The organism is Natranaerofaba carboxydovora (genome assembly GCF_022539405.1).
Classification (GTDB): domain Bacteria; phylum Bacillota; class Natranaerobiia; order Natranaerobiales; family Natranaerofabaceae; genus Natranaerofaba; species Natranaerofaba carboxydovora.
Map to the genome: position 1 here is coordinate 743619 of NZ_CP054394.1, position 21699 is coordinate 765317.

Annotated in this window: 23 protein-coding genes and 1 riboswitch; of the genes, 21 read left to right on the forward strand and 2 right to left on the reverse strand. The window is 36.2% G+C overall.

The window, feature by feature from the left end; all coding sequences use genetic code 11:
* The first annotated feature begins 16 nt into the window (after positions 1 to 16).
* The 16 genes from ACONDI_RS03575 (at position 17) to ACONDI_RS03650 (ending at position 13780) form a co-directional block, all read left to right on the forward strand.
* Positions 17 to 697: a cysteine hydrolase family protein gene (locus ACONDI_RS03575; RefSeq protein WP_241080108.1), complete on the forward strand. Its 681-nt coding sequence runs from the start codon at positions 17 to 19 to the stop codon at positions 695 to 697.
* Positions 698 to 942: 245 nt separating this feature from the next.
* Complete coding sequence (locus ACONDI_RS03580; protein WP_241080109.1) at positions 943 to 3549, forward strand: molybdopterin-dependent oxidoreductase; 2607 nt, start codon at positions 943 to 945, stop codon at positions 3547 to 3549.
* A gap of 63 nt (positions 3550 to 3612) precedes the next feature.
* Complete coding sequence (locus tag ACONDI_RS03585; protein ID WP_241080110.1) at positions 3613 to 4296, forward strand: 4Fe-4S dicluster domain-containing protein; 684 nt, start codon at positions 3613 to 3615, stop codon at positions 4294 to 4296.
* Positions 4297 to 4440: 144 nt separating this feature from the next.
* Positions 4441 to 5103 carry a TorD/DmsD family molecular chaperone gene (locus ACONDI_RS03590; RefSeq protein WP_241080111.1) on the forward strand — a complete coding sequence of 221 codons (663 nt, stop codon included), beginning with the start codon at positions 4441 to 4443 and terminating at the stop codon, positions 5101 to 5103.
* A gap of 53 nt (positions 5104 to 5156) precedes the next feature.
* Positions 5157 to 6245 carry a 4Fe-4S binding protein gene (locus tag ACONDI_RS03595; RefSeq protein WP_241080112.1) on the forward strand — a complete coding sequence of 363 codons (1089 nt, stop codon included), beginning with the start codon at positions 5157 to 5159 and terminating at the stop codon, positions 6243 to 6245.
* 13 nt (positions 6246 to 6258) lie between these two features.
* Positions 6259 to 6480, forward strand: a complete 222-nt coding sequence (locus ACONDI_RS03600) for a Sec-independent protein translocase subunit TatA/TatB (RefSeq protein ID WP_241080113.1) — start codon at positions 6259 to 6261, stop codon at positions 6478 to 6480.
* A gap of 100 nt (positions 6481 to 6580) precedes the next feature.
* Positions 6581 to 7564 carry a substrate-binding domain-containing protein gene (locus ACONDI_RS03605; RefSeq protein ID WP_241080114.1) on the forward strand — a complete coding sequence of 328 codons (984 nt, stop codon included), beginning with the start codon at positions 6581 to 6583 and terminating at the stop codon, positions 7562 to 7564.
* Entirely contained in the window at positions 7551 to 9017 is a 1467-nt protein-coding gene (locus tag ACONDI_RS03610) for an ATP-binding protein (RefSeq protein WP_241080115.1), read from the forward strand. The genes ACONDI_RS03605 and ACONDI_RS03610 overlap by 14 nt, the downstream gene beginning before the upstream one ends.
* Positions 9001 to 9687, forward strand: a complete 687-nt coding sequence (locus ACONDI_RS03615; protein WP_241080116.1) for a response regulator — start codon at positions 9001 to 9003, stop codon at positions 9685 to 9687. Before ACONDI_RS03610 ends, ACONDI_RS03615 begins: the two co-directional genes overlap by 17 nt.
* Positions 9688 to 9878: 191 nt before the next feature.
* Positions 9879 to 10112 carry a thioredoxin family protein gene (locus tag ACONDI_RS03620; protein ID WP_241080117.1) on the forward strand — a complete coding sequence of 78 codons (234 nt, stop codon included), beginning with the start codon at positions 9879 to 9881 and terminating at the stop codon, positions 10110 to 10112.
* A gap of 129 nt (positions 10113 to 10241) precedes the next feature.
* Positions 10242 to 11411 (forward strand): permease, encoded by a 1170-nt coding sequence (locus tag ACONDI_RS03625; RefSeq protein WP_241080118.1) that lies wholly within the window; start codon positions 10242 to 10244, stop codon positions 11409 to 11411.
* Between the two features lie 440 nt (positions 11412 to 11851).
* A complete protein-coding gene (locus tag ACONDI_RS03630) occupies positions 11852 to 12007 on the forward strand; it encodes a hypothetical protein (RefSeq protein ID WP_241080119.1) in 156 nt (51 codons plus the stop codon).
* A 14-nt stretch (positions 12008 to 12021) separates the two neighbouring features.
* The gene (locus ACONDI_RS03635) at positions 12022 to 12960 is read left to right on the forward strand and encodes a permease (RefSeq protein ID WP_241080120.1); all 939 of its coding nucleotides are present in this window, start codon (positions 12022 to 12024) and stop codon (positions 12958 to 12960) included.
* A 200-nt stretch (positions 12961 to 13160) separates the two neighbouring features.
* Positions 13161 to 13334, forward strand: a complete 174-nt coding sequence (locus ACONDI_RS03640) for an aminotransferase class V-fold PLP-dependent enzyme (protein WP_241080121.1) — start codon at positions 13161 to 13163, stop codon at positions 13332 to 13334.
* Positions 13335 to 13363: 29 nt separating this feature from the next.
* Positions 13364 to 13519: a hypothetical protein gene (locus tag ACONDI_RS03645; protein ID WP_241080122.1), complete on the forward strand. Its 156-nt coding sequence runs from the start codon at positions 13364 to 13366 to the stop codon at positions 13517 to 13519.
* 63 nt (positions 13520 to 13582) lie between these two features.
* Complete coding sequence (locus tag ACONDI_RS03650; RefSeq protein WP_241080123.1) at positions 13583 to 13780, forward strand: hypothetical protein; 198 nt, start codon at positions 13583 to 13585, stop codon at positions 13778 to 13780.
* An 88-nt stretch (positions 13781 to 13868) separates the two neighbouring features.
* Here the strand turns inward: ACONDI_RS03650 and ACONDI_RS03655 are convergent, their stop codons facing one another.
* A complete protein-coding gene (locus ACONDI_RS03655; protein WP_241080124.1) occupies positions 13869 to 14666 on the reverse strand; it encodes an FMN-binding protein in 798 nt (265 codons plus the stop codon).
* A gap of 249 nt (positions 14667 to 14915) precedes the next feature.
* Here ACONDI_RS03655 and ACONDI_RS03660 point away from each other — a divergent pair, with 249 nt between their 5' ends.
* The 5 genes from ACONDI_RS03660 (at position 14916) to thiE (ending at position 20099) form a co-directional block, all read left to right on the forward strand.
* A complete protein-coding gene (locus tag ACONDI_RS03660) occupies positions 14916 to 17003 on the forward strand; it encodes a thioredoxin domain-containing protein (RefSeq protein ID WP_241080125.1) in 2088 nt (695 codons plus the stop codon).
* Positions 17004 to 17061: 58 nt separating this feature from the next.
* Positions 17062 to 17170, forward strand: a riboswitch (TPP riboswitch).
* 77 nt (positions 17171 to 17247) lie between these two features.
* Positions 17248 to 17448: a sulfur carrier protein ThiS gene (gene thiS / locus ACONDI_RS03665; protein ID WP_241080126.1), complete on the forward strand. Its 201-nt coding sequence runs from the start codon at positions 17248 to 17250 to the stop codon at positions 17446 to 17448.
* A gap of 6 nt (positions 17449 to 17454) precedes the next feature.
* A complete protein-coding gene (locus ACONDI_RS03670; RefSeq protein ID WP_241080127.1) occupies positions 17455 to 18225 on the forward strand; it encodes a thiazole synthase in 771 nt (256 codons plus the stop codon).
* A gap of 23 nt (positions 18226 to 18248) precedes the next feature.
* The gene (thiH, locus tag ACONDI_RS03675) at positions 18249 to 19358 is read left to right on the forward strand and encodes a 2-iminoacetate synthase ThiH (protein WP_241080128.1); all 1110 of its coding nucleotides are present in this window, start codon (positions 18249 to 18251) and stop codon (positions 19356 to 19358) included.
* A 90-nt stretch (positions 19359 to 19448) separates the two neighbouring features.
* On the forward strand, positions 19449 to 20099 hold the full coding sequence (gene thiE / locus ACONDI_RS03680; protein WP_420848158.1) for a thiamine phosphate synthase: 651 nt from the start codon (positions 19449 to 19451) through the stop codon (positions 20097 to 20099).
* Positions 20100 to 20144: 45 nt separating this feature from the next.
* Here thiE and ACONDI_RS03685 read toward each other — a convergent pair whose 3' ends face one another.
* Positions 20145 to 21521 carry an alanine/glycine:cation symporter family protein gene (locus ACONDI_RS03685; protein ID WP_241080130.1) on the reverse strand — a complete coding sequence of 459 codons (1377 nt, stop codon included), beginning with the start codon at positions 21519 to 21521 and terminating at the stop codon, positions 20145 to 20147.
* Between the last annotated feature and the right edge of the window lie 178 nt (positions 21522 to 21699).

Here is a 21699-nt window from a genome sequence, read left to right on the forward strand (position 1 = left end):
AAGAGAGGTGTTTTGTTTGGGGTATTTAGAAGATAATCTTGGTGAACTGCAGGTTGAAAAAACAGCCGGTAATACAATTGTTGAAAATTCAAAAGATAGTGCTTTGATAATAGTTGATATGCTGAAAGGATTTTGTGATACAGGACCACTTCAAAGCCCTTATAACCATGCTCTTGCAGGTCCAATAGCCAGTTTAGTGAAAAAATGGGAAGGCCCGATTGTATCGATTCAGGACGCTCATGATGAAGATGATAAAGAATTCAATTCTTTTCCGCCTCACTGTGTAGATGGAAGTAAAGAGGCAGAAGTTGTTGAACCAATATTGGATGCTTTACAAAATAAGGAATACGAAGTAGTAAAAAAGCAGACCTTAAGTCCATTTTTTGGAGCGTGGAATTTTGAAGATTGGCTTGTAAAACAGCAAGGTAGAGGTATTAAAGAGTATTATGTAGTGGGCAATTGTACAGATCTATGTATTTATCAAACGGCCATGGGCATGAAAATGTGGTTTGCTGGCAACAAAGAAGATGTTTCTGTAAATGTTATAGTTAATCTTGTTGATACTTATGACCTCCCCTTAGAAGAAACACCTGATGGAGTATCGTCTCACCCAAGAGAATTATTTAATAGGGTATTCTTACATCATATGAGTTTGAATAGTATAAATTTGATAGAGATAGATCTAAAATTTAAATAGCTATAATAAAAATCTATCAGGGAATTCCCTTAGGATAAATTTTTATTGGTGGGAATCCCTGATAGATTTTTTTTGACGAATATGTGAAAATATAAACGAATTTGGTTACTCTGTGCTAGATAAGGTTGTCGCAATAATACAAAAAACACTTAAAATAAAATTTTATTATTAAATGCAACCTTATTATAGCACATTTATCAAACATTATCAAAAAAAATTTTAAATAATTTATGGAGGTGAAGTTTGTGAGCCTCAAGGAGATCATGCAAAGAGGTATCAAGAGGAGAACGTTTTTGACTGTAACTGGAGTTACTGGTATTGCTGCCTTCTTCGGTCTTGGATGCGAGCCGGAAGAGGTAGACGAGCCTGAAGAAGTGGATGAGCTTCTTCACTATGATCCAGCGGAATTGGATTATGACGAGGGGGAATGGAAACCTACAGGATGTTCTGGATGTACTTCCTGGTGTGCTAAAGTAGCACAGGTTATTGACGGTAGGGTAGTAAGAGTTCAGGGTAATCCTGAATCAAAGCTTCATGGTGAGTCTAGTTGTCCAAGGGTACATCTTACATTACAACAGGTATATGACCCTGACAGACTTAAGCAACCAATGAGAAGGACTAATCCAAACAAAGGGTTAGATGAGGATCCGCAGTGGGAGCCAATCAGCTGGGACGAGGCAATGGATGAACTGGCTGATAAGATTATGGATTTGATTGAAAGAGACGAAGCTCATAAGTTTGCTCTTTTTAGAGGACGTTACACTAGCTTAAATTCAATTAATTATGGAACTCTTCCAAGTTTATTGGGTAGCCCAAATAACATTTCTCACAGTTCAATCTGTGCTGAAGCTGAGAAGTGGGGACCATATTACACTGAAGGAATGTGGGGATATCGTGATCATGATTTGGACAACACGAAGTATGCCATATTCTGGGGTGTAGATCCACTATCAACCAACAGAATGGTTTCTTCAATGTTAGATGTATGGCCAAAGATGATGGAAAATGGAGCCAAAGTAGTTGTAATTGATCCTAGATATTCAGCGAGTGCTTCTAAAGCCCACGAATGGCTACCTGTGAAAAGTGGTGGAGACGGTGCAATGGCTTTAGCTATGGCACATGTAATTTTGAAAGAAGGATTATGGTGCAGAGAATTTGTTGGTGACTTTGTAAATGGTGGAGAATTTGTACCAGGAGAAGAAGTAAATGAAGATGATTTTGAAGAAACAGAAACTAAAGGTGTAGTTAAGTGGTGGAATTTAGAACTTAAAGATAGAACCCCTGAGTGGGCAGAAGATATATGTGGAATTTCAGCAGAGGATATTGAAAGAATTGCAATTGAATTTGCAGAAGCTGCGCCACAGGCTACATGTTGGATGGGTGGCGGTGCTGTTATGCAGATTAGAGGAGCTCCTAACTCTATGGCTGTTACAGCGCTTAATGGTCTTGTTGGTGCGGTTGATAGAGAAGGTGCTACTTCTGATGGAATGGGAGCACCAACCAATTCATTCCCAAGCGCAGATGATTTTTCAAGAGATATGGTAGATGATAGAAAGATAGACCAGCGTGGAACTCTTCAAATGCCAGCTATTGCTGATGGTGGCATAAGTTCGCCTGGTGTTGTTACTAATAACGTAGCAAGAGCTCTAAATGATGAGGATCCATATATGTTAGAGGTAGTTTGGAGTTACTGGAACAACTGGAACTATTCGGGTCCAGGAACAGATCGCTGGAATGAAGCATTGGCTAAACTAGACTTCTTAGTACATTCTGGAACTCATGAAAATGAGATGGCATGGTTTGCAGACCTACTTCTACCATCAACTCATCATATGTTTGAACAGTACAGTATCCTTAGCCAAAAGGCAAGGCGTTATACTCATCTGTGGATGGGTAGTAGAGTAATAGATCCGGTATTTGATGTGAAAAACCCAGAAACTGAAATGGTATATATGTTAGCTGAGAAGTTAGAGGAAAAAGGGTTTTCAAATGTAATGGATTGGATCCAGACTTTTGAGGATCCAGAGACTGGCGACACTCCAGGAGATCCAATAGAATTTGAAGAAATAGCATGTAAGATTATGACTCAGCCAATTTGGGATCCTGATGAGGAAACAGATGGAGATCAATTCAATGGTTGGGAAGACTTCAAGGAAGTTGGGGTCTATAATTCTGACAAGTATCCTGAAAGACATCGTTGGGGTAATTTTGATACAGAATCAGGTAAGTATGAGTTCTATCCTGAAAGAATGAAGAAATACTTTGAAGAATTTGCTGAAGAAAAAGGTATTTCCGTAGAAGAGTTACTAGAAGCATGTGATTATCAAGTTCCTGATGATTTAGATAAATTCTATGTACCGCATTATCAAGAACCTCTTATCCCAGGGCAGGATCAAGAAGATGAGTATCCATTAACCTTTATAGACTCTAAGAGTAGGTTAAATAGAGAAGGTCGTGCGCCTAACTGCTACTGGTATTATGAATTAAATGATGTAAATCCTGGTATGAAACCTGATGAAGATTCAGCACTAATCAACCCAGATGATGCAGCAGAATATGGAATAGAAGATGGGGATGAAATTAGAATCATTTCACCTACTGGGGAGCCTGGAGAAGCAGTTTGTACAGCTAGAGTATTCCCAGGTGTACGCCCTGGAGAGATAGTAAAGGCGTTTGGTCAGGGTCACTGGTCCCACGGTAGAGTAGCTGCAGGCGTCAACTCTAGGGATGATTATGATAGAAATAACCCAAGAGGTGGAAATAACAACGATATAATCCCAGCAGTGTACGAAAAATTAAGTGGAAGCACAGTTTTCTATGCTGGAACTAAAGTAAGAATAGAAAAAATATAATTAAATAAACATTGACTTAAGCTTTAACTTATATGAATTATAAGAAATCAGGAGGTGTAATAAGTGGCTAAGTATGGAATGGTCATTGACCTGGCAAGATGTGCTGGCTGTGGTGCCTGTGTAATGGCATGCAAGGCTGAGAATAATGTGCCAAAAGGTGTAAAATGGGCTAATTATAAAGTAGAGTACAGCGGAGAATTCCCAAATGTAGAATTTAGTTATATACCGACGCAATGTAATCATTGTGATGATGCTCCTTGTGTTGAAGGGTGCCCTGCAAAGGGTGAAGCACTATATTATTCAGATAATGGAATGACTTTATTAAATCCTGAAGAATGTGTTCAGTGTAAAGCATGTGTGGACAATTGCCCTTATGATCAAATGAGTTTTAATGATGAAGAAGCTCATGAGTTTTGGAGAGATGAAAAAGGAGAGGAAGTAGCTGAAGCAGCAGGAAGTCCGGAAGTTGTTCCTTACTACAACCCAAATAGAGCACTAACTTATCAAGGGGTTAGAGGTGTAGATTATCCAGAAAAATGTACTTTCTGTGACCACAGGGTTTTAGTAGGAGGAAAAGAACCTGCTTGTGTAGAAGCTTGTCCTTGCAAAGCAAGAATCTTTGGAGATCAAGAAGACCCTGATAGTGAATTAAATCAACACTTAGAACAAAACGAAGAACATGATGCAGGTGTACTTGGAGATACCGAGCCGAATGTATTTTATGTAAATGAATATCAAAATAAGTAATAGAAACAACCTTGTATAAGTACAGATTATATGATAATCTAAAAGCGCTGCGGTAGTATCCGCAGCGCTTTTACTAAGTATAAGAGATCATAGTGATATAATGAGTAAGAGAAACTAAAATTTATTTAAAGGAGAGAGTTGTTTATGAATACCGATCAAAATATTCTTGATAAAGATAAAATGACACCTGTAAGATTTGGATTTTATAACCTGCTTAGTGCATCGTTGTATCAACCTGAAGAAGATCTGTTGGAAGAAAATTTTGTCGATGTATTAGTTGAGCTGGCAAAAAATTTTAACTTAGAACTCAATGATGAAGCTGAAAAATTAAGAGAGCTAATAACTGGGAAAAGCTGTGATCTAAAGGACTTGAAAGTTGACTATGCTAAACTTTTTGTTGGTCCTTCAAAACTTCTTGCACCTCCTTATGAATCAGTATATAAAGACGAAGGATATACAGTGATGGGTGATTCTACAATGAAAGTTAAAAAGTTTTATGAAAAGGCAGGCATGAAATTGGATGATGATTGCAAAGAGCCTCAGGATCATATAGCATTTGAAATGAATTTTATGTCATTTTTATGCGAAGGTGAAGATAAATTAAGAAAAGAAGGAAAAACACAAAGGGCTGATGAATTACTAGCTATACAGAAAAATTTCTTTGTTAATCATCCTTATACTTGGGTAAATGAATTAACTAAAAATATTAAAGAATATGCTGAAACAGATTTTTATAAAATAATCGCCTGTATATTAGAAAAATTTGTAGAAAAAGAAAACGAATATCTAAACACTGTATTAGACTAGATATGTTATAATAAATATACAAATAAGTAGCTCCTGGAAGAGGTGGATGGGGGATGTTTTTTAGAGGATACCTGGTGAAAAAGTTAACAGAAGGAAACGTTCCTAGTTTAATCACAAAATTCTGTGTTAATAGAAAAATGAGACGAGAACGCTGTCGGGAATGCAGCAGAATTTGCGGTGAAAATGCTTTGAGCTTTTCTAAAAATGAACTGCCTATACTAGATAAAGACAGGTGCAACGGGTGTCATCTTTGTGTTGACGTATGTCCTAGTAGAGCCTTTATGTCAGGGACGATGAAGTATATTAGATTATATCAAAAAGCTTTAACCAAGTCGCCTCTTGTAATTGGCTGTATAGACAATGGAGACAATGTTAATCTTAAATTTCCTTGTGTTTATAGTATTAGTAGTGAATTTTTAATCTCTTTACTTTTAGGTTACAGAGGTAAGGAAATAAGCTTTTATCTAGGGGACTGTGAAGATTGCAGTAATAACAAAAGTTATGAGCTTTATCAGAAAAGGCTCCAAAAAGCTAAAGACTTTGTAAGCGAAATAAAAGAACTACCAGAAATAAAAGAAATACATGAATACGAAGAAAACCCTTTAGAAGAAGAGCCAATATCAAGAAGAGATTTGTTTAAGATGTTTAGCAATGAAACAACCAAAAGTACTAAGGATATAGCAGATGAATTATTAAATAGAAATAAACCTTCTCCTCTTCCTGATGATAGAAAGCTTTTAATTGAGATATTAAAGCACAATGAAGTAAGATTTAATGAAAATATGCCCCTGCCATTTAAATTCTGGGAGCTAAACGAGAATTGTAACGGGTGTGCAATGTGTTCAAATGTATGTCCTCATAAAGCATGGGATAAGAAAATTGACAAAGAAAATGATAAGATAGAAATCAGACATTTTCCGTGGCTTTGCTTTGGATGCGGTATTTGTGAAAGATACTGTCCAAGAAATGCAATAAAGGAAAGCACTTATGACGGTAAAACTTTTTCTGAAAATATATACTTTGTCAAGAAGCTTTTAACAAAATCAAGATGCCCCAGGTGTAAAAGAAAATTTGTTCAAACAGAAGAAATGGGTGAAATGTGTCCTACATGTGAAAAAAAAGAAAAAAATAAGAAAGTTTGAGGGGTGGTACTGAATGTTTGGTAAATTAGGGCCTCAAGAATTAATGATTATAATTGGTGTAGCTTTATTAATATTTGGTCCTACAAAGATACCTCAGGTTGGCAAAGGACTTGGTAAAGCTTATAAAGAATACCGAGGAATAAAGAAAGGCTTAACAGATGAGATTGAAGGCACAGTGAAAGATACAAGAGAAGCTGTAGAAGGTAAACCGAATAAAAAAGAAGACTCTGCATAAAAGTTATAGTAGAGTCTAATTAATTGCTGGTTTATATGCAGAATAGTTACAAATATAACTTGATCCCTACTGTTGTATTAATTTGAGGGGTGAGAAGAACTTGAAAATTAAAAATAGTGTTATTGGTGTTTTGTTTTTAGTCATTTTAATTACGATACTAGTTGTAGCATTGACATTTAGTGGTTGTCTACAAAGAGGTACTGATAAGCCTAAAATATATTTATCTGCCGAGAAAGAGTTAGAGTACCAGGAAGAAGTTTATGGTGATGATAGTGATGATGGTTTTGAAGAGGATGAAGATGTGCTTAGGATAGCCCTTGCGTCTATCACATCTCCTCGTGAATCGTTATATTTCTATGGAGATTTACTTGATTTGCTAGAAGATGAGGTTGATCGTGATGTTAGGATCACTCAAAGACAGACCTACGGTGAGACAAATGATATGATAAGACAGGGTGAGGCTGATATTGCATTTATCTGCACTTATTCATATGTTGTAGTAGCCGATAATTATAATACCCCAATAATAGCTGTCCCCCAGGTAGATGGAAAAAAACATTACCATTCCTATATTATCGCAAGGAAAGATTTGGAAGTGGAAGATTTTTCTGATTTAGAAGGCAAATCTTTTGCTTTTACAGATCCCTTATCTAACTCAGGCCGACTTTATCCTTTGTACAGGCTATATCAACTAGGGACTACACCTGAAGAATTTTTTAGCAGTAATATTTTTACCTATAGCCATGATAATTCTATTCGTTCGGTCAGCAAAGAAGTTGTTGACGGGGCTGCTGTTGACAGCCTTATTTATGACTATCTAAAAAATAGAGAGCCAGGGTATTTTGAAAACTTAGAAATCATCCATAAATCAGAGCCCTTTGGAATTCAACCTATTGTTGCACGTCCTGGGATAGATGAAGAACTGAAGATTAAATTAAGAGAGTTTTTTACTACTCTTCATGAGACCAGTCATGGAAGAGAAATATTAGGTCATATTGGATTTGATAAGTTTGTTGAAGGGGAAGATTCTGATTATGACTCGATAAGAGACCTAGCGGATGTGATGGGATATGAATATCATTAATATAATAAAAGATTTTATAAGTAAGTGCAAAATTAGATGGAAGATAATGGGTATAGTTTTTTTGGTGACTGTAATCCTTGGAAGTTGGGCTTCATGGCAGGTTTATAATGCCTCAATGGAGTCAGTTCGCACTTATTTAGAGAGAACTGGAGTCTCAATTTCAAAAAATGTTGCAACTAGAAGTGAAGATTATGTGTTTACGAATGATATGTACAGGCTCCACAATCTGATGGAAGAAACTTTAGAGAACAATCCTGATGTTAGGTATATATTTATTGAGGGAGCGGACGGTGAAATATTAGTAAGTTCATTTGGCGAAGGGATACCCCGGGGACTAAGGGAAGTTAATTCGGCAAGTCCTGACGATGATTATAATACAAAAGAGATAATGACAGAAGAAGGTGTAATATATGATATAGCTACTCCGATTTTTGATGGGAGAAGTGGTGCTGTTAGACTTGGAGTCACTGAATCAGGGGTTAGGGCTATGACAGGTGAGTTGATAATAGGTATATTGATTTTGACTGCTATTATCTCATTTATTGGACTTATTTTTTCATATTATCTTTCGAGTTTTATTGTAAAACCTGTCACAGAGCTTGCAGAGACCTCTAAGAAAATAGGGAAAGGTGATTTTGAAAAGAAACCTATTCAGGTTAAAACTAAGGATGAAATAGGAGAGCTATCAAAATCTTTTAATCTCATGATAGAGGGGCTTCAAGAGCTAGATGAAAAAAACGAAAGTTATAGGAAAGAGCTTGAGGCCAAAGAAGAGATGAGGTTGAAATTATTAAAGAAGATTATAACCTCTCAAGAAAATGAAAGAGAGAGAATTGCTAGGGAGCTTCATGATGAAGCAGGCCAGTCTCTTACTTCATTAAAGATTGCGCTAAAACGAATAGAAGATAGCCGTGACCTAGACGAGGCTAAAATGATAATTGGTGATTTACGAAATGTATTAGATAATACAATTGATGAATTAAAAATGATTTCTAAAAACTTAAGACCCAGGGTATTGGATGATTTGGGACTGTTTACAGCTTTAGATAAATATTTAAGAGAATATGAGAAGAATACCGGGATTAATGTAAATTTTGAGATTTATAACTTAAATAATTGGTCACCTTCGCCGATTTTTGCAACTACTATCTACCGAATTGTTCAGGAAGCATCTACTAATGTTATGAAACATGCAGGAGCTAAAAACCTATGGGTAGAATTTAATAAAGTAAGTGAAGCAGAAGCTGAAGTGGTAATTAAAGATGATGGTATAGGCTTTAATATCGATAAGCATTTTGAGGATTCTAGTGATGATAACTTAGGGCTTTTTGGTATGGAAGAGAGAGCTTCGATTATAGAAGGAACACTAAATATTTATTCTGAAGAAAATAAAGGAACGACGGTGAGCTTGAGATTTCCGTTAGAGGAGGTGCAAGATGCAAAAATCGGATGAAATAAAAATTTTGCTTGTTGATGATCATGCGATTTTACGAGATGGTTTAAAAATGCTCCTCAATAATGAGACGGGTTTTGAAGTAGTAGGTGAGGCGGGTAATGCTGTGGAAGCTATAGATGAATTTGACAATGTAGGGCCGGATTTGGTTGTATTAGACCTATCTTTGCCTGATAAAAATGGACTAAAAGTTTTAAAAGAAATTAAAAACAAGTCTTCTAAAGTCAAAGTCATTGTGTTAACGATGCATGAGGATGAAGAATATCTACAAAAAGTTTTGGAACTTGGAGGAGATGGCTATATACTAAAAAAAGCTGCTGATTCCGAGCTTATATCAGCGGTACGTTCGGTATATAGTAATGAAGGTGTTTTTATAGATTCTTATCTTGCAAAATCTTTATTTGTTTCTGACCCTGAAGATTACGGAGAAAATATTAAAATTGGAGATGAGTTATTAAAAGATAAACTTAGCCCAAGAGAACTTGACATTCTAAAATTAGTGGCCCTTGGATATACTAACAAAGATATTGCTGAAAATCTTGTTATAAGTGTTAAGACAGTAGAAACCCACAAAGGAAAAATAAAAGACAAACTTAACATTGGAAAGACATCTGAAATGGTGAAATTTGCTTTTAAAAATGGAATTGTAGAAATAGAAGAAGCATATTAGTTTAAAATTTTTATGAAGTGTATGACCGGGGGGAGAATGCCCGGTCTTTTTAGTTATAGACGGATTTAGTTTATTGAACTTAAAATTATTTTTTAACATTGACGATCTGATATCTAAGATGCTAAAATGAAATTATAAATATGAGTATATATGCATATAATCATTTTATTGAAACAAGGGGGCTATTTAAAATGGATGTTAAGATTATGGGACCTGGATGTGCTAATTGCGAGAAACTTTTTGAGCTAGTTAAAGAAGTAGCTAGTGAAAAAGGTTTAGAAGCAAATATTGAAAAAGTAACTGACATGAATCAAATCACCACTGCAGGAGTAATGATGACACCGGGGTTAGTTATTGATGGAGAGGTTAAATCCCAAGGTAAAATTCCATCCAAAGAAGAAATATCTAACATAATTGATAGTTAAAGAACAATATTGGTGCAAAAAGGCTTTTCTTTTTGCACCATATTTTTTAATAATACTCTTAAATTATGGTACAAACTTTTTAAGCAGTTGTTTTTTGTCTTATTGGAGGAGATATTGGAGGTGATTTAATTGACAGAAAATATAAGAAAACTTTTAATTTTGACTTTAGTTTTTCTTGGAGCTTATTTTATCCCTTTTGAAAGTAATTATGTAAAAGCCGCCATTATGGAGGCTTTTTATATGCTGCAGTACTATGCTAGAGAACATGTATTAACATGTTTAATACCGGCATTTTTTATAGCTGGGGCTATTGCCAATTTTGTCTCTCAAGGAGCAGTACTGAAGTATTTTGGTGCCCAGGCAAACAAGTTGTTATCTTATTCTGTGGCTTCAGTTTCTGGGATACTTTTGGCAGTATGTTCTTGTACTATACTACCTCTTTTTGCTGGAATTTATCAAAGAGGTGCTGGAATTGGGCCTGCCATTGCGTTTTTGTACTCTGGTCCCGCTATTAATATATTGGCAATTACTTTGACAGCTAGAGTACTGGGTTTTGAACTAGGGTTAGCAAGAGCTATCGGAGCTATTATTTTTGCTATAATTATTGGTTTGATTATGGCGACAATATACAAAAAAGAAGACCAAGAAAAAACAGCAGGCTCCTTTGATATGGGAGACCAAGAAGAAAACAGAAGTCCATATCAAAACATATTATACTTTGTTACAATGGTGATAATTTTACTTATCATGACAATGAATGAACCAGCAGATGCTGATAGTATTTGGGCTTTGCTATTCGATGTAAGATGGTATGTTGCTATTGGATTATTGATTATTTTAGGTATAATGATCGTATCATGGTTTAACAAACAAGAAAGAATATCATGGGTTGAATCAACTTGGAGCTTTGCGTGGCAGATATTTCCCTTATTATTTGCAGGGGTTTTTGTCGCTGGATTATTAATGGGTAGGCCTGAAAGTGATGCTGGACTGATCCCTGCGCATTATATAGAAGCCCTTGTTGGAGGCAATTCTGTTCAGGCAAATTTTATTGCTTCGATAATAGGTGCCTTTATGTATTTCGCTACTTTGACTGAAGTGCCAATTCTAGAAGGATTAATTGGTTCAGGTATGGGTAGCGGCCCTGCTCTTAGTCTGTTGCTTGCAGGACCAGCTCTTAGTCTTCCTAATATGTTAGTTATTAGAGGAGTACTTGGAACAAGGAAGACAGCAGTCTTTGTGGTTTTGGTAGTGGTGATGGCAACTATCTCAGGACTGATATATGGTAATTTCTTTTAAAAGGGCCACATCAACTTTTATTGTGGCCCTCCATCTAAACGTTATTGACTAATATTATTTTTTAAACTTTCCAGTTTTTTTTCTAGTTCTAAAATTTGCTCTTCGATATTTTCTTTGTTTTCATCGTTAACTTTATTTTTTAGGTTTTCAATTTCTGATTTTAACTCGTTGATTTCTGACTCGTAATATTCACTATCTTTTTGGATAAACTTCCCCCGCAGCGGAGGGCAGCAAGCAAAGCCCGGAGAATTCGAGCTATGAGCCCGCCTAAAGAATATGAAAAAACAAACAAGGAAAAGAACTAAACAGGCAGAGGAAGGTTTATTATTTAACTTCTAGAGGACAAAATGCTTATTATCAGGCGGTTGATGCCTGGGAAGATATATTGCCATATCTTAATAAGATAAGTGATGAAAATTACACTTGAAGGAGGAAAAAAGATGAGCGAACAAAAAAAGGAGAAAAAAGGTCTTTTAAGTAAAATATTTGGGAAATCAAATGACCAAAAGACTAATAAAGGTGGATGTTGTAGTGTAAGGATTGAGGCCGAAGATGAAAATACTTCTAATAGTGATAATGATAAAAAACAAAATTAAAGGCAGGGGTAATAATGTTTTCGACGGATAACTTAATTGAAGTAGCAGGATTTTTTTTCTATCTTTTAGGGGAATTACTTTTACTATTTGTAGGAATCAGTTTTCTCGTTGGACTTTTACAGGAATATGTGAACCCTGAAGCTATTAAAAACTATTTGGATAAAAAACGCATTGGTGCAGGAGGGAATGTGATAGGGGCTTTCTTTGGCTCGCTAACTCCTTTTTGTACCTGTTCAACTATTCCTATAACTCTTGGACTATTAAAATCAGGTATTCCTTTTGGAATAACAATGAGTTTTTTCTTTGCTTCACCTTTGTTAAACCCTATTGTGGTAATTTTAATGCTTGCCTTATTTGGCATTCAAATGACGGCTATTTATGTAGCGATATTATTCCCTACTTCAGTGATAATAGGATTATTGCTTGATAAGTTTGGTTACGAAAAAGAAATTAAGTCAGTAAAAGTAGTAAAAGATGAGGAAGAAGAGGCAGAAGAACTGCCTGAAAACCCTACGTTTTTACAAAAATTGCGTCCAAGACTTAAAAATGCCGGGCGATTTGCTATTTCACTTTTTCGTCAGGTAATAGTTTTTTTGTTCCTTGGAGCAGCTATAGGTGCTTTCATCTACGGTTTTGTGCCAGAGGAATTTATAGTCAGGGTAGCAGGTCCAGAAAGTAAATTTTCTATACCAATAGCTTCTGTCATAGGTATTCCTATGTATGTTAGGGAAGCTACAATATTGCCTATTAGTTCAGTGCTTATTGATCAAGGCATGAATATTGGAGCTGTTATGGCACTTGTTATCGGGGGAACAGGAGCAAGTCTTCCTGAATTGACAATGCTAAACACAATTTTTAAGAAAAAACTACTTATAACATATATTATAATAGTAATTGCTGTGGCAATATTTGCTGGATATTTATTTAATATATTGATGGCTGCAGGGATTTAATTTGCAGCTACCTATGTGCAATAAATTTATAATTAACCATTTTACTCCGGTTTTTGGAAAAACTCTGCCGGAGTTTTTTGTTTGACCTTCCGCCAACTGGAAGGTTTATAATTAAAATAAAGGGTGTTAGAAAATTTGTTATATTCCTATAGTAAAAGGTAAGATTGTATTGATTAAGTTTTTTCCAGGGGTGATAAACTTTGAGTGCAATATATCTTGATAATGCAGCTACATCATATCCAAAGCCAGATGGAGTTGTTATGGCCATGGAACACTATATTAAACATATTGGTGCTAGTGCTGGAAGAGGCTCGTATGAACGAGCCCAAAAAGCTTGTGAAATAGTAACTGAGACAAGAGAAAACCTGGAGTAGGTTACGTCCTAGATGAAGCTTTTGATATTATGGTAAGAACTGGCTTTCACTGTGCTCCTATAGCCCATGAGTCTATAGGAACCCTTGAAAAGCGAGGAACTATAAGAGTAGGGCTTGGCCCGTTTAATACCAAAAGAGATATCGAGCTTTTACTTAATGCCTTGGAGGAAGTGATTAAAACTTAAAGGAAAAGAAAAGTTTGGAAATTAAACTTTAATCTTTATCTTGATTTTAAGGGGTGAAAATATATGAGCGAAAAAAATAAAAAAGAGGAAGTCAAAAAGGTATTTATTGCTCTTGACCAGGAAGACATGGTAACTCTAGAAAGTATAAGACTTGATAAAGATCCTGAGGAAGCCCTCGAATTTGTATTGAAAACTATTTATCCAAGAGTTGAAAAGAAAGCCCCATGTCTTGGGCAGCAAGGGATGGGTATAAGAAGGTAACTTATTTAGTTTAATTTTATAAAATAAAGTTATAAAATTAAAACCCCTCAACTTCTAACCAAAACTGAGGGGTTTTTTTATTTACTTTTTATAGCCCAGTTGCTTCGTTAACTGCATTCATAATAGCTTCGCTCGTGTCAGTAGCGCCTGAAACTGCATCAACATCTGTACTTTGAGCATCAATTATACTTTGTGGTACAGTTTCTAGAGCATCAACAACTTCATCCATGTCATCTTCTGACTCGCTGTGCTCTACAACCTCAATGTCTACTATTTCATCTCCGTCCATAGTTACATCAACTGTAAGATCTCCACCAAACCCTTCTGCTGTGCCTGAGACTACTTCTTCATCAGCTTCTTCGTCTTCTTCCTTTGCTTCTTCTTCCTCGTCAGCTTCTTCCTCTTCCTCTTCTTCTACGCCTTCTTCAGCTTTTTGAAGAGCATCTTCAACTGCTAAAGCGATAGCTTCACTTGATACTGTAACTTCAGTCACTCCATCAACATCAGTTCCTCCGGCATCAATAATTCTGTCTGGCATTTTTTCGAATGCAGGATCTGATAGATCTTCAGTTTCTTGATGGTCGAAGTTACCAATCTCTACGATTTCACCGTCCTCGATAGTAACCTCTAGTGTTACGTCCCCCTCGTGACCTTCAGCAGTACCTTCATAAGTTCCATCTTCAAGATCCATGTCAGCTGCCACTAGCCCGGATACATCAATTGCAACATCTTCATCTTCTTCGTCCTTTTCTTCTTCCTCTGGTTCTTTTTCTTCTACCTCTTCTTCTTTTTCGTCCTCTTCCGGTGCTTCAGCTGGTTCCTCGCATCCAAGGGCCATAAAGGTCCCTACCATCAATGCAAGGAAAAGAATTAAAACTTTCTTCATAATGTACACTTCACTCCTTTCAAATTTTGTTCACCCTATCTTTATACGATAAAGAATCAAATATTCCTCTCAAATTACAATATTTTTTTTATAAACATTTTGTAAAATGAAAGAAAAAACTTTGTTAAATTCTAATTTTACAAGGAATAATAAATAACACAGAAGAAACAAGTAAATAAAAAATAAAAAAGATCAAATTATTTTGTTGTAGATGTTAATAAATTATCTTAATTATAGGAGGCCCCCTAAATGAATAAGCCAAATGAGCTTATTAATGAAAAATCCCCGTATCTATTACAACACGCCCATAATCCTGTAGACTGGTTTCCCTGGGGAGAAGAAGCTTTTGATAAGGCCAAAAAGGAAAACAAGCCAGTTTTTCTAAGCATAGGATACAGCACCTGCAGATGGTGTCATAATATGAAAAGAGAATCTTTCGAAGATGAAGAGATAGCTTCAATATTAAATGAAAATTTTGTCTCTGTGAAAGTGGACCGTGAAGAACTACCTCACGTGGATACTGTATATATGAGTGTATGTGAGGCACTTACTGGCCAGGGAGGTTGGCCGTTGACGGTGTTTTTGACTCCAGACAAAATTCCATTTTTTGCAGGGACATATTTTCCAAAAGAAAGCGTTAGAGGTCATATAGGGTTAAAAGACTTACTTCAAAAAGTTACCGAAAAATGGCAAACGGATAAAGAGGATTTGATTGATAAAGGAAAAGAAATTACAGAAGCACTATCACCTCATTTAAATGAAGTAAAAGAAGGACTAATTGACGAAAAAGCAATAGAAAAAGGGTATCAAGAATTAGAAAAAAGGTTTGATGAAAAATATGGCGGGTTTTCTAAAAGCCCAAAGTTTCCAATGCCTGCTACTTTAATGTTTTTGTTGAGGTATAATGTTAAGTTTGACAATGAAGATATTAATTGTGATGTAATGATTCATAGGACCTTGGGAGGGATGTATCGGGGAGGTCTGTTTGATCATTTGGGTGGCGGTTTTTATCGATATAGTGTAGATAATAAATGGCTTGTTCCTCATTTTGAAAAAATGCTCTATGATAATGTGATGCTTACCCTTGGTTACTTAGAAGCTTATCAGTGGAGTAAGAAGGAGCTGTACAAAGAAGTTGCAGATACTACCCTTCAGTTCATCGAGAGAGAAATGTTAAGTGATGAAGGTACTTTTTATACTGCAATTGATGCTGAATCTGAAGGAGAGGAAGGTAAATTTTATTTATGGAGTTATGATGAAATAATTGATATTTTGGGTGATAAAGAAGGAAAAGAATTTAATGAAGTCTATGGTGTTACTAAGAAAGGTAATTTTGAAGGCAAAAATATATTAAACAGATTAGAAGAAAACAAAACAGAAAACACAGATAACATAAAAAGTAATTTAAAGAATGATTTAGATAATGAAGCCCAAATAAGAAGAAAATATCAAAGGGCAATTAATAAGTTGTTTGAAAAAAGAAAAGAAAGAATTCCTCCTGAAACTGATGATAAGATTCTTACTTCCTTAAATAGCCTGGCAGTAGTATGTTTTTCGAGAGCTGCAAGGGTGTTTGATGACAGCAGGTATTTGTCTATTTCCAGAACTGCTCTGCATTTTATCTTAAAAAATTTACGAAGACAGAAAGACGGAAGAGTTCTGGCAAGGTATAGAGACGGTGAGGCTGCTTTTTTGGGAAACTTGGAAGATTACGCATATCTTTCGTGGGGTTTACTGGAATTTTATCAAGCAAGCTTTGAGAAAAAGTATTTAAACATAGCTTTAGATATTGTTATGCAGGCTGAAAATTTATTTAGGGATGATGAAAAACAGGCATTTTATAAATATGGTAATGATGCAGGTGAGCTTTTTGCACGTCCTATAGAGATATTTGATGGTTCTACACCCAGCGGGAATTCTGTTATGTTGTATGTTTACTTAAAGCTGTCAAACTTAATTGAAGCGAGGGAGAAAAAAGAAAACTTAGAGCAAAAGGCTGAAAACTTGATAAAAGCATGTGCGGGAAGTGTTAATGAATCTCCTGCTTTTTCGGCGTTCTTTTTGACGGGTGCCATGATGTTTTTGAAGCCGCCGCTAAAAGTAAATATCCATGATGGAAGTGGCAAAAGTGAAGTGGTATGGAGCTTTGTAAATGAAGTTGACAGCTACTTTATCCCTGATGTTTTGATAAACCTTTCTGATTTTGATGAAGATGAAAAAAACAAAGACAAAGATAAAGAGAAAGAGAAGGTAACTGCCGAAGTATGTGATCATATTAGCTGCAAAGGAAAGGTTGATAAACCAGAAGAGCTAGAAAAAATTTTATTTACACGCTAAATAGTAAATAGTATAATACTATTAAAACAATTAAGATCTTTAGTAATAAAGTGATTACCCATAAAAGCAGGGGTGCCTATTTTTAGGCTGAGAAAGGCTCTTAAATAGCCTTACCCTTTGAACCTGACTTGGTTAAGACCAACGTAGGGAGCTTTTATGTCAGGCCGGAAGATGTGTGCCTGATATAATATGCTCACCTGGCGAGGTGAGTTTTTTTAATTTTAACACCAAAAGGAGGCAAAATATGGAGCTTAAAATAAATGGTGAGAAAAGAAATGTAAATGATGGTTTGACTATAAAAGGATTACTAGATGAGCTTGGGGTGAAATCAGAAGGCAAAATTATAGTATTAAACCAGGAAGTAGTTCCTGAAGAACAATGGGAAGATAAGGAATTAAAAGAAAATGAGGAAATTGAAATTTTAAATATGGTAGGAGGAGGCTAAAAACTTATGGATACTTTTAAAATTGGAGGAAAAGAGTTAAAAAGTAGGTTGATTGTAGGGACCGGTAAGTATCCTAGAAAAAGTATGATTAGTGAAGTGATTAAGAGTTCTGGTACAGAAGTTATCACTTTAGCTTTGAGAAGGGTTGACATCAATTCAGAAGATGAGAATATATTAAATTACATTGATGATAGCTGTGTTTTGATGCCAAACACATCCGGTGCAACGACAGCAGATGAAGCGGTCAAAATAGCCAGGATAGCAAAGGCTGCTGGCTGTGGTGATTGGGTTAAGATAGAAGTTATAAAAGATAATAAGTTTTTGTTACCTGATAACTACGAAACCCTTAAAGCTTCTGAGACTTTGGTAAAAGAAGGATTTAAGGTTTTCCCATATGTTACCCCGGAGCTAGCTGTGGCCAAAGAACTAGAAAACGTTGGAGTGGAAGCTGTTATGCCTCTTGGTGCTCCGATAGGAACAAATAAAGGACTTGAGACAAGAGAACTTATAAAGATCTTGATATCGGAGATTAACCTTCCAATCATAGTTGATGCCGGTATAGGCAGGCCATCACAGGCAGCAGAAGCAATGGAGCTTGGTTGTGAAGCTGTGATGGTCAATACCGCAATTGCTACTTCACAAGATCCGCCACTAATGGCTGATGCCTTTGGACGAGGGGTAGAAGCTGGGAGGAAAGCTTTTCTTGCAAAGAACCCACAGGTAAAAGACAAAGCTGAAGCAAGTTCACCTTTGACAGGATTTTTATCAGAGGATTAATTAGAGACTGGAGGGAAATGTTTTTGAGCTTTAAAGATATATATAGCAAATACAAGGACATGGAACTTGATAAAATACTTCGAGAGATATCCAAAACCAGGGTGGAGATGGCTTTGGATAAAGAATATCCAGATGAAAATGACTATCTTGCTTTGTTATCTCCTGCGGCAGAAAGCTATCTTGAGCCTATGGCTAGAAAAGCTCATGAATTAACAGTTAGAAATTTTGGAAGAGCTATAGTACTTTATACACCTTTGTATTTGAGTGATTATTGTTCTAACAAATGCATTTATTGTGGTTTTAGAGCTGACAATAGTTTTGACAGAAAAAAACTAACCTATGAAGAAGTAGAAAAAGAAGGTAAAGCAATAAGTAAGACAGATATAAGACATATATTAATACTGACTGGTGAATCCGAAAAACATACTGACCTGGAATACCTAAAAAACTGTGTAAAAATCCTAAAAAAATACTTCTCTTCGATTACCGTTGAAATATACCCTATGACCACTGAAGGTTATAAAGAACTAGTGACAGAAGGAGTTGATGGACTTACTATCTATCAAGAAACTTATGATGAAGATATTTATCACAAAGTCCATCTAAAAGGACCTAAAAGAGATTATGATTTCCGTCTAGATGCCCCGGAGCGAGGCCTTGAAGCTGGGATAAGAAGGATTAACATTGGCGCTCTCTTTGGGCTTAGTCCCTGGAGAAAAGAAGCTTTCTTTACTGGTCTACATGCCTGGTATCTACAGAACAAATACACAGAAGCAGAAGTTTATATTTCATTTCCCAGGCTTAGACCTTTTAAGGGGGAAGATTTGGATTATATCCATAGGGTGACTGATAAAAATATGGTGCAGATGATGCTTGCATCCAGGCTGTTTTTGCCAAGGGTTGGTCTAAACCTATCTACAAGAGAAGCGCCAGAGCTTAGAGAGAACCTTCTGCCTTTGGGAGTTACCAGGATGTCAGCAGGCTCTGTCACTGCAGTAGGTGGATATTCCGGGGAAGACAGCGGGGTAGAACAATTTGAAGTTGCAGATCATAGGTCTGTAGATGAAATAAAATCTCTTTTATTAAAGCATAGGTATCAACCTGTTCTAAAAGACTGGGAGATGTTATCATAGAATATTTGTTAAACATTTGTTATAGGAAATTTTATTATTGTATGTTTTGGTAAGTTGTTGTCTGTATTAATTTATTTCTGACAGGGGGTTATGATTATGGCAAAAATTAAGACTGACGAAATTCTGGGGACAGATATATACGCCATCACAGCAGAAGAATACTCAAGAGGAAGAGATAATATTGAAGTAGTTAAAGAAATGCTAGATGGCGGGATAAAATTAATCCAATATAGAGAAAAGAAAAAGCCAGCAGGGGAAAAGCTAGAACAGTGTAAAAAAATAAGAAAGTTAACAAAAGAAGCTGGTTGTAAGTTTATCGTAAATGATGATGTGGATATTGCTATGCTTGTGGGGGCAGATGGAATTCATGTTGGTCAAGATGACCTGCCAGTTAACGAGATAAGAAAGCTTGTTGGCGAAGAGATGTTAATAGGCCTTTCTACACACTCGCCCAAGCAGGCTAAAGAAGCTGCTAGTTCAGGCGCTGATTATATAGGGGTGGGCCCTGTGTTTAAGACAAACACAAAAGAAGATGTTGTAGAGCCAGTTGGCCTTTCGTACGTTGATTATGTTTACAAGAACATGGACATACCTTTTGTAGCTATTGGTGGCATCAAAAAACATAATATACAAGAAGTTATGGAAAAAGGTGCTTATTGTTTTGCCATGGTTACAGAAATTGTTGAAGCAGATGACATACCAGATAGAATTGAAAAAATAAGAGAGTTACTCCATCAGTAACAGTATTTTAACTTTACTTATGTGAATAGACTTTTTGCACCAGAATCAAAGTTTTTTAAGGTAATCACTTTTCTCTTTGACCAAAACTCCTCCTAATATAAATAATGCAAGTAGATTTGGTGCAGCCATGAGGCCATTTAGTGTATCTGCTATGCCCCATACTAATTCTAGGCCGCCAATAGAACCGACAAATAAAAAAACTAAAAATATCAATCTATAAGGAACGACTATTTTTCGTCCCAGTATATATTCCCAGCTTTTTTCACCATAAAAATTCCAGGTTAACATTGTGGTATACGAAAAAAGCACCAGGCTCGCGAGTACTATGACGTTTCCAGGACCCGGAAGTCCAAGTTCAAATCCAGTAGCAGCAAGAGCAGCCTCACTTTCGCCCTTCTCAAGGGCACCTGTCGATAGAATAACCAGGGACGTCATTGTGGCAACAACAATTGTATCTATAAAGACCTCCCAAATACCCCACATTCCTTGATTGGTAGGACTATTTTTGGCTTGGGCGTGAACTATAGATGCTGCGCCAAGGCCTGCTTCGTTTGAAAAAATACCTCTAGCAAAGCCGTATCTTATAGCTGTACTTACAGTGGCGCCGGCAAACCCCCCTGCAGCAGCACTTCCGGTAAAAGCATCGGTGAAAATTCTAGCGAAGGTGGCAGGCATGGCTTGAAAGTTTAGTATAATGATTAAAAGGGATCCCGCTATATATAAAAGGGTCATAATTGGTACTATTTTGGCAGCAATGCTTGCTATTCTTTTCACCCCACCCAAAGTTACTAGTCCTACCAAAATTATTGCAAGAATCCCGGTGACATGTGAGGGGATACCAAAATCTGATAAGGCACCTGCCATAGTATTTGCCTGGACCATGTTACCTATACCAAATGCAGCTAGCCCTGCAAGTAATGCATATATAACAGCCAAGAATTTCCACGGACTGCCGAGTCCATTTTCAATGTACTGCATTACACCCCCGGAATAAGATCCGTCTATATTTTTGTTTCTAAACTTAACCCCTAAAGCTGCTTCTCCAAATTTTGTAGCCATACCAACAAGTGCTGATATCCACATCCAAAATATTGCCCCGGGACCTCCACTAGCTAGAGCAGTGCTTACACCTGCTATATTACCTACACCTATAGTAGCTGCCATAGCTGATGATACTGCTTGAAAAGAAGTGATCTCTCCTTTTTCTTTACTTTTGTCTCTGGTAAAAATAGTGCCAAAGCTTTTTCTCCAGGCATGGCCAAGATGGGTAAACTGAAAGAATTCAAGCCTTATGCTTAAATATAAACCTGTGCCTATGAGAAGAACCATAAAAGGTGGTCCCCATACTATTGCATTTACTGTTTCATTAATTTCTTCTATGTAATCTAATAAGTTAAATATATATGCTAAAATGTTTTCCATAAGTATTTCCTCCTCTAAATAGTTATTTTATTCTGGTGCAAAAAGTCATATGAACAAAGTTTTATTTTTAATATATTCAAAATGTTATCTGTTATATTTTAGAATTGAAAAATAAAAAATATGTATAAGATATTGAATGCCCCGAAAGGATAAACCTGATTAACTTGTTCTTTTTTCT

Bases quoted from the DNA above. Each gene is read 5' to 3' on its own strand.
- ACONDI_RS03595 (WP_241080112.1), top strand. From the start codon at position 5,157: ATGTTTTTTAGAGGATACCTGGTGAAAAAGTTAACAGAAGGAAACGTT.
- ACONDI_RS03655 (WP_241080124.1), bottom strand. From the start codon at position 14,666: ATGAAGAAAGTTTTAATTCTTTTCCTTGCATTGATGGTAGGGACCTTT.
- ACONDI_RS03670 (WP_241080127.1), top strand. From the start codon at position 17,455: ATGGATACTTTTAAAATTGGAGGAAAAGAGTTAAAAAGTAGGTTGATT.
- ACONDI_RS03645 (WP_241080122.1), top strand. From the start codon at position 13,364: ATGGTAAGAACTGGCTTTCACTGTGCTCCTATAGCCCATGAGTCTATA.
- ACONDI_RS03660 (WP_241080125.1), top strand. From the start codon at position 14,916: ATGAATAAGCCAAATGAGCTTATTAATGAAAAATCCCCGTATCTATTA.
- ACONDI_RS03600 (WP_241080113.1), top strand. From the start codon at position 6,259: ATGTTTGGTAAATTAGGGCCTCAAGAATTAATGATTATAATTGGTGTA.
- ACONDI_RS03650 (WP_241080123.1), top strand. From the start codon at position 13,583: ATGAGCGAAAAAAATAAAAAAGAGGAAGTCAAAAAGGTATTTATTGCT.
- thiS (WP_241080126.1), top strand. From the start codon at position 17,248: ATGGAGCTTAAAATAAATGGTGAGAAAAGAAATGTAAATGATGGTTTG.
- ACONDI_RS03620 (WP_241080117.1), top strand. From the start codon at position 9,879: ATGGATGTTAAGATTATGGGACCTGGATGTGCTAATTGCGAGAAACTT.
- thiE (WP_420848158.1), top strand. From the start codon at position 19,449: ATGATTATGGCAAAAATTAAGACTGACGAAATTCTGGGGACAGATATA.
- ACONDI_RS03685 (WP_241080130.1), bottom strand. From the start codon at position 21,521: ATGGAAAACATTTTAGCATATATATTTAACTTATTAGATTACATAGAA.
- ACONDI_RS03590 (WP_241080111.1), top strand. From the start codon at position 4,441: ATGAATACCGATCAAAATATTCTTGATAAAGATAAAATGACACCTGTA.
- ACONDI_RS03615 (WP_241080116.1), top strand. From the start codon at position 9,001: ATGCAAAAATCGGATGAAATAAAAATTTTGCTTGTTGATGATCATGCG.
- ACONDI_RS03635 (WP_241080120.1), top strand. From the start codon at position 12,022: ATGTTTTCGACGGATAACTTAATTGAAGTAGCAGGATTTTTTTTCTAT.
- ACONDI_RS03610 (WP_241080115.1), top strand. From the start codon at position 7,551: ATGAATATCATTAATATAATAAAAGATTTTATAAGTAAGTGCAAAATT.
- ACONDI_RS03630 (WP_241080119.1), top strand. From the start codon at position 11,852: ATGAGCGAACAAAAAAAGGAGAAAAAAGGTCTTTTAAGTAAAATATTT.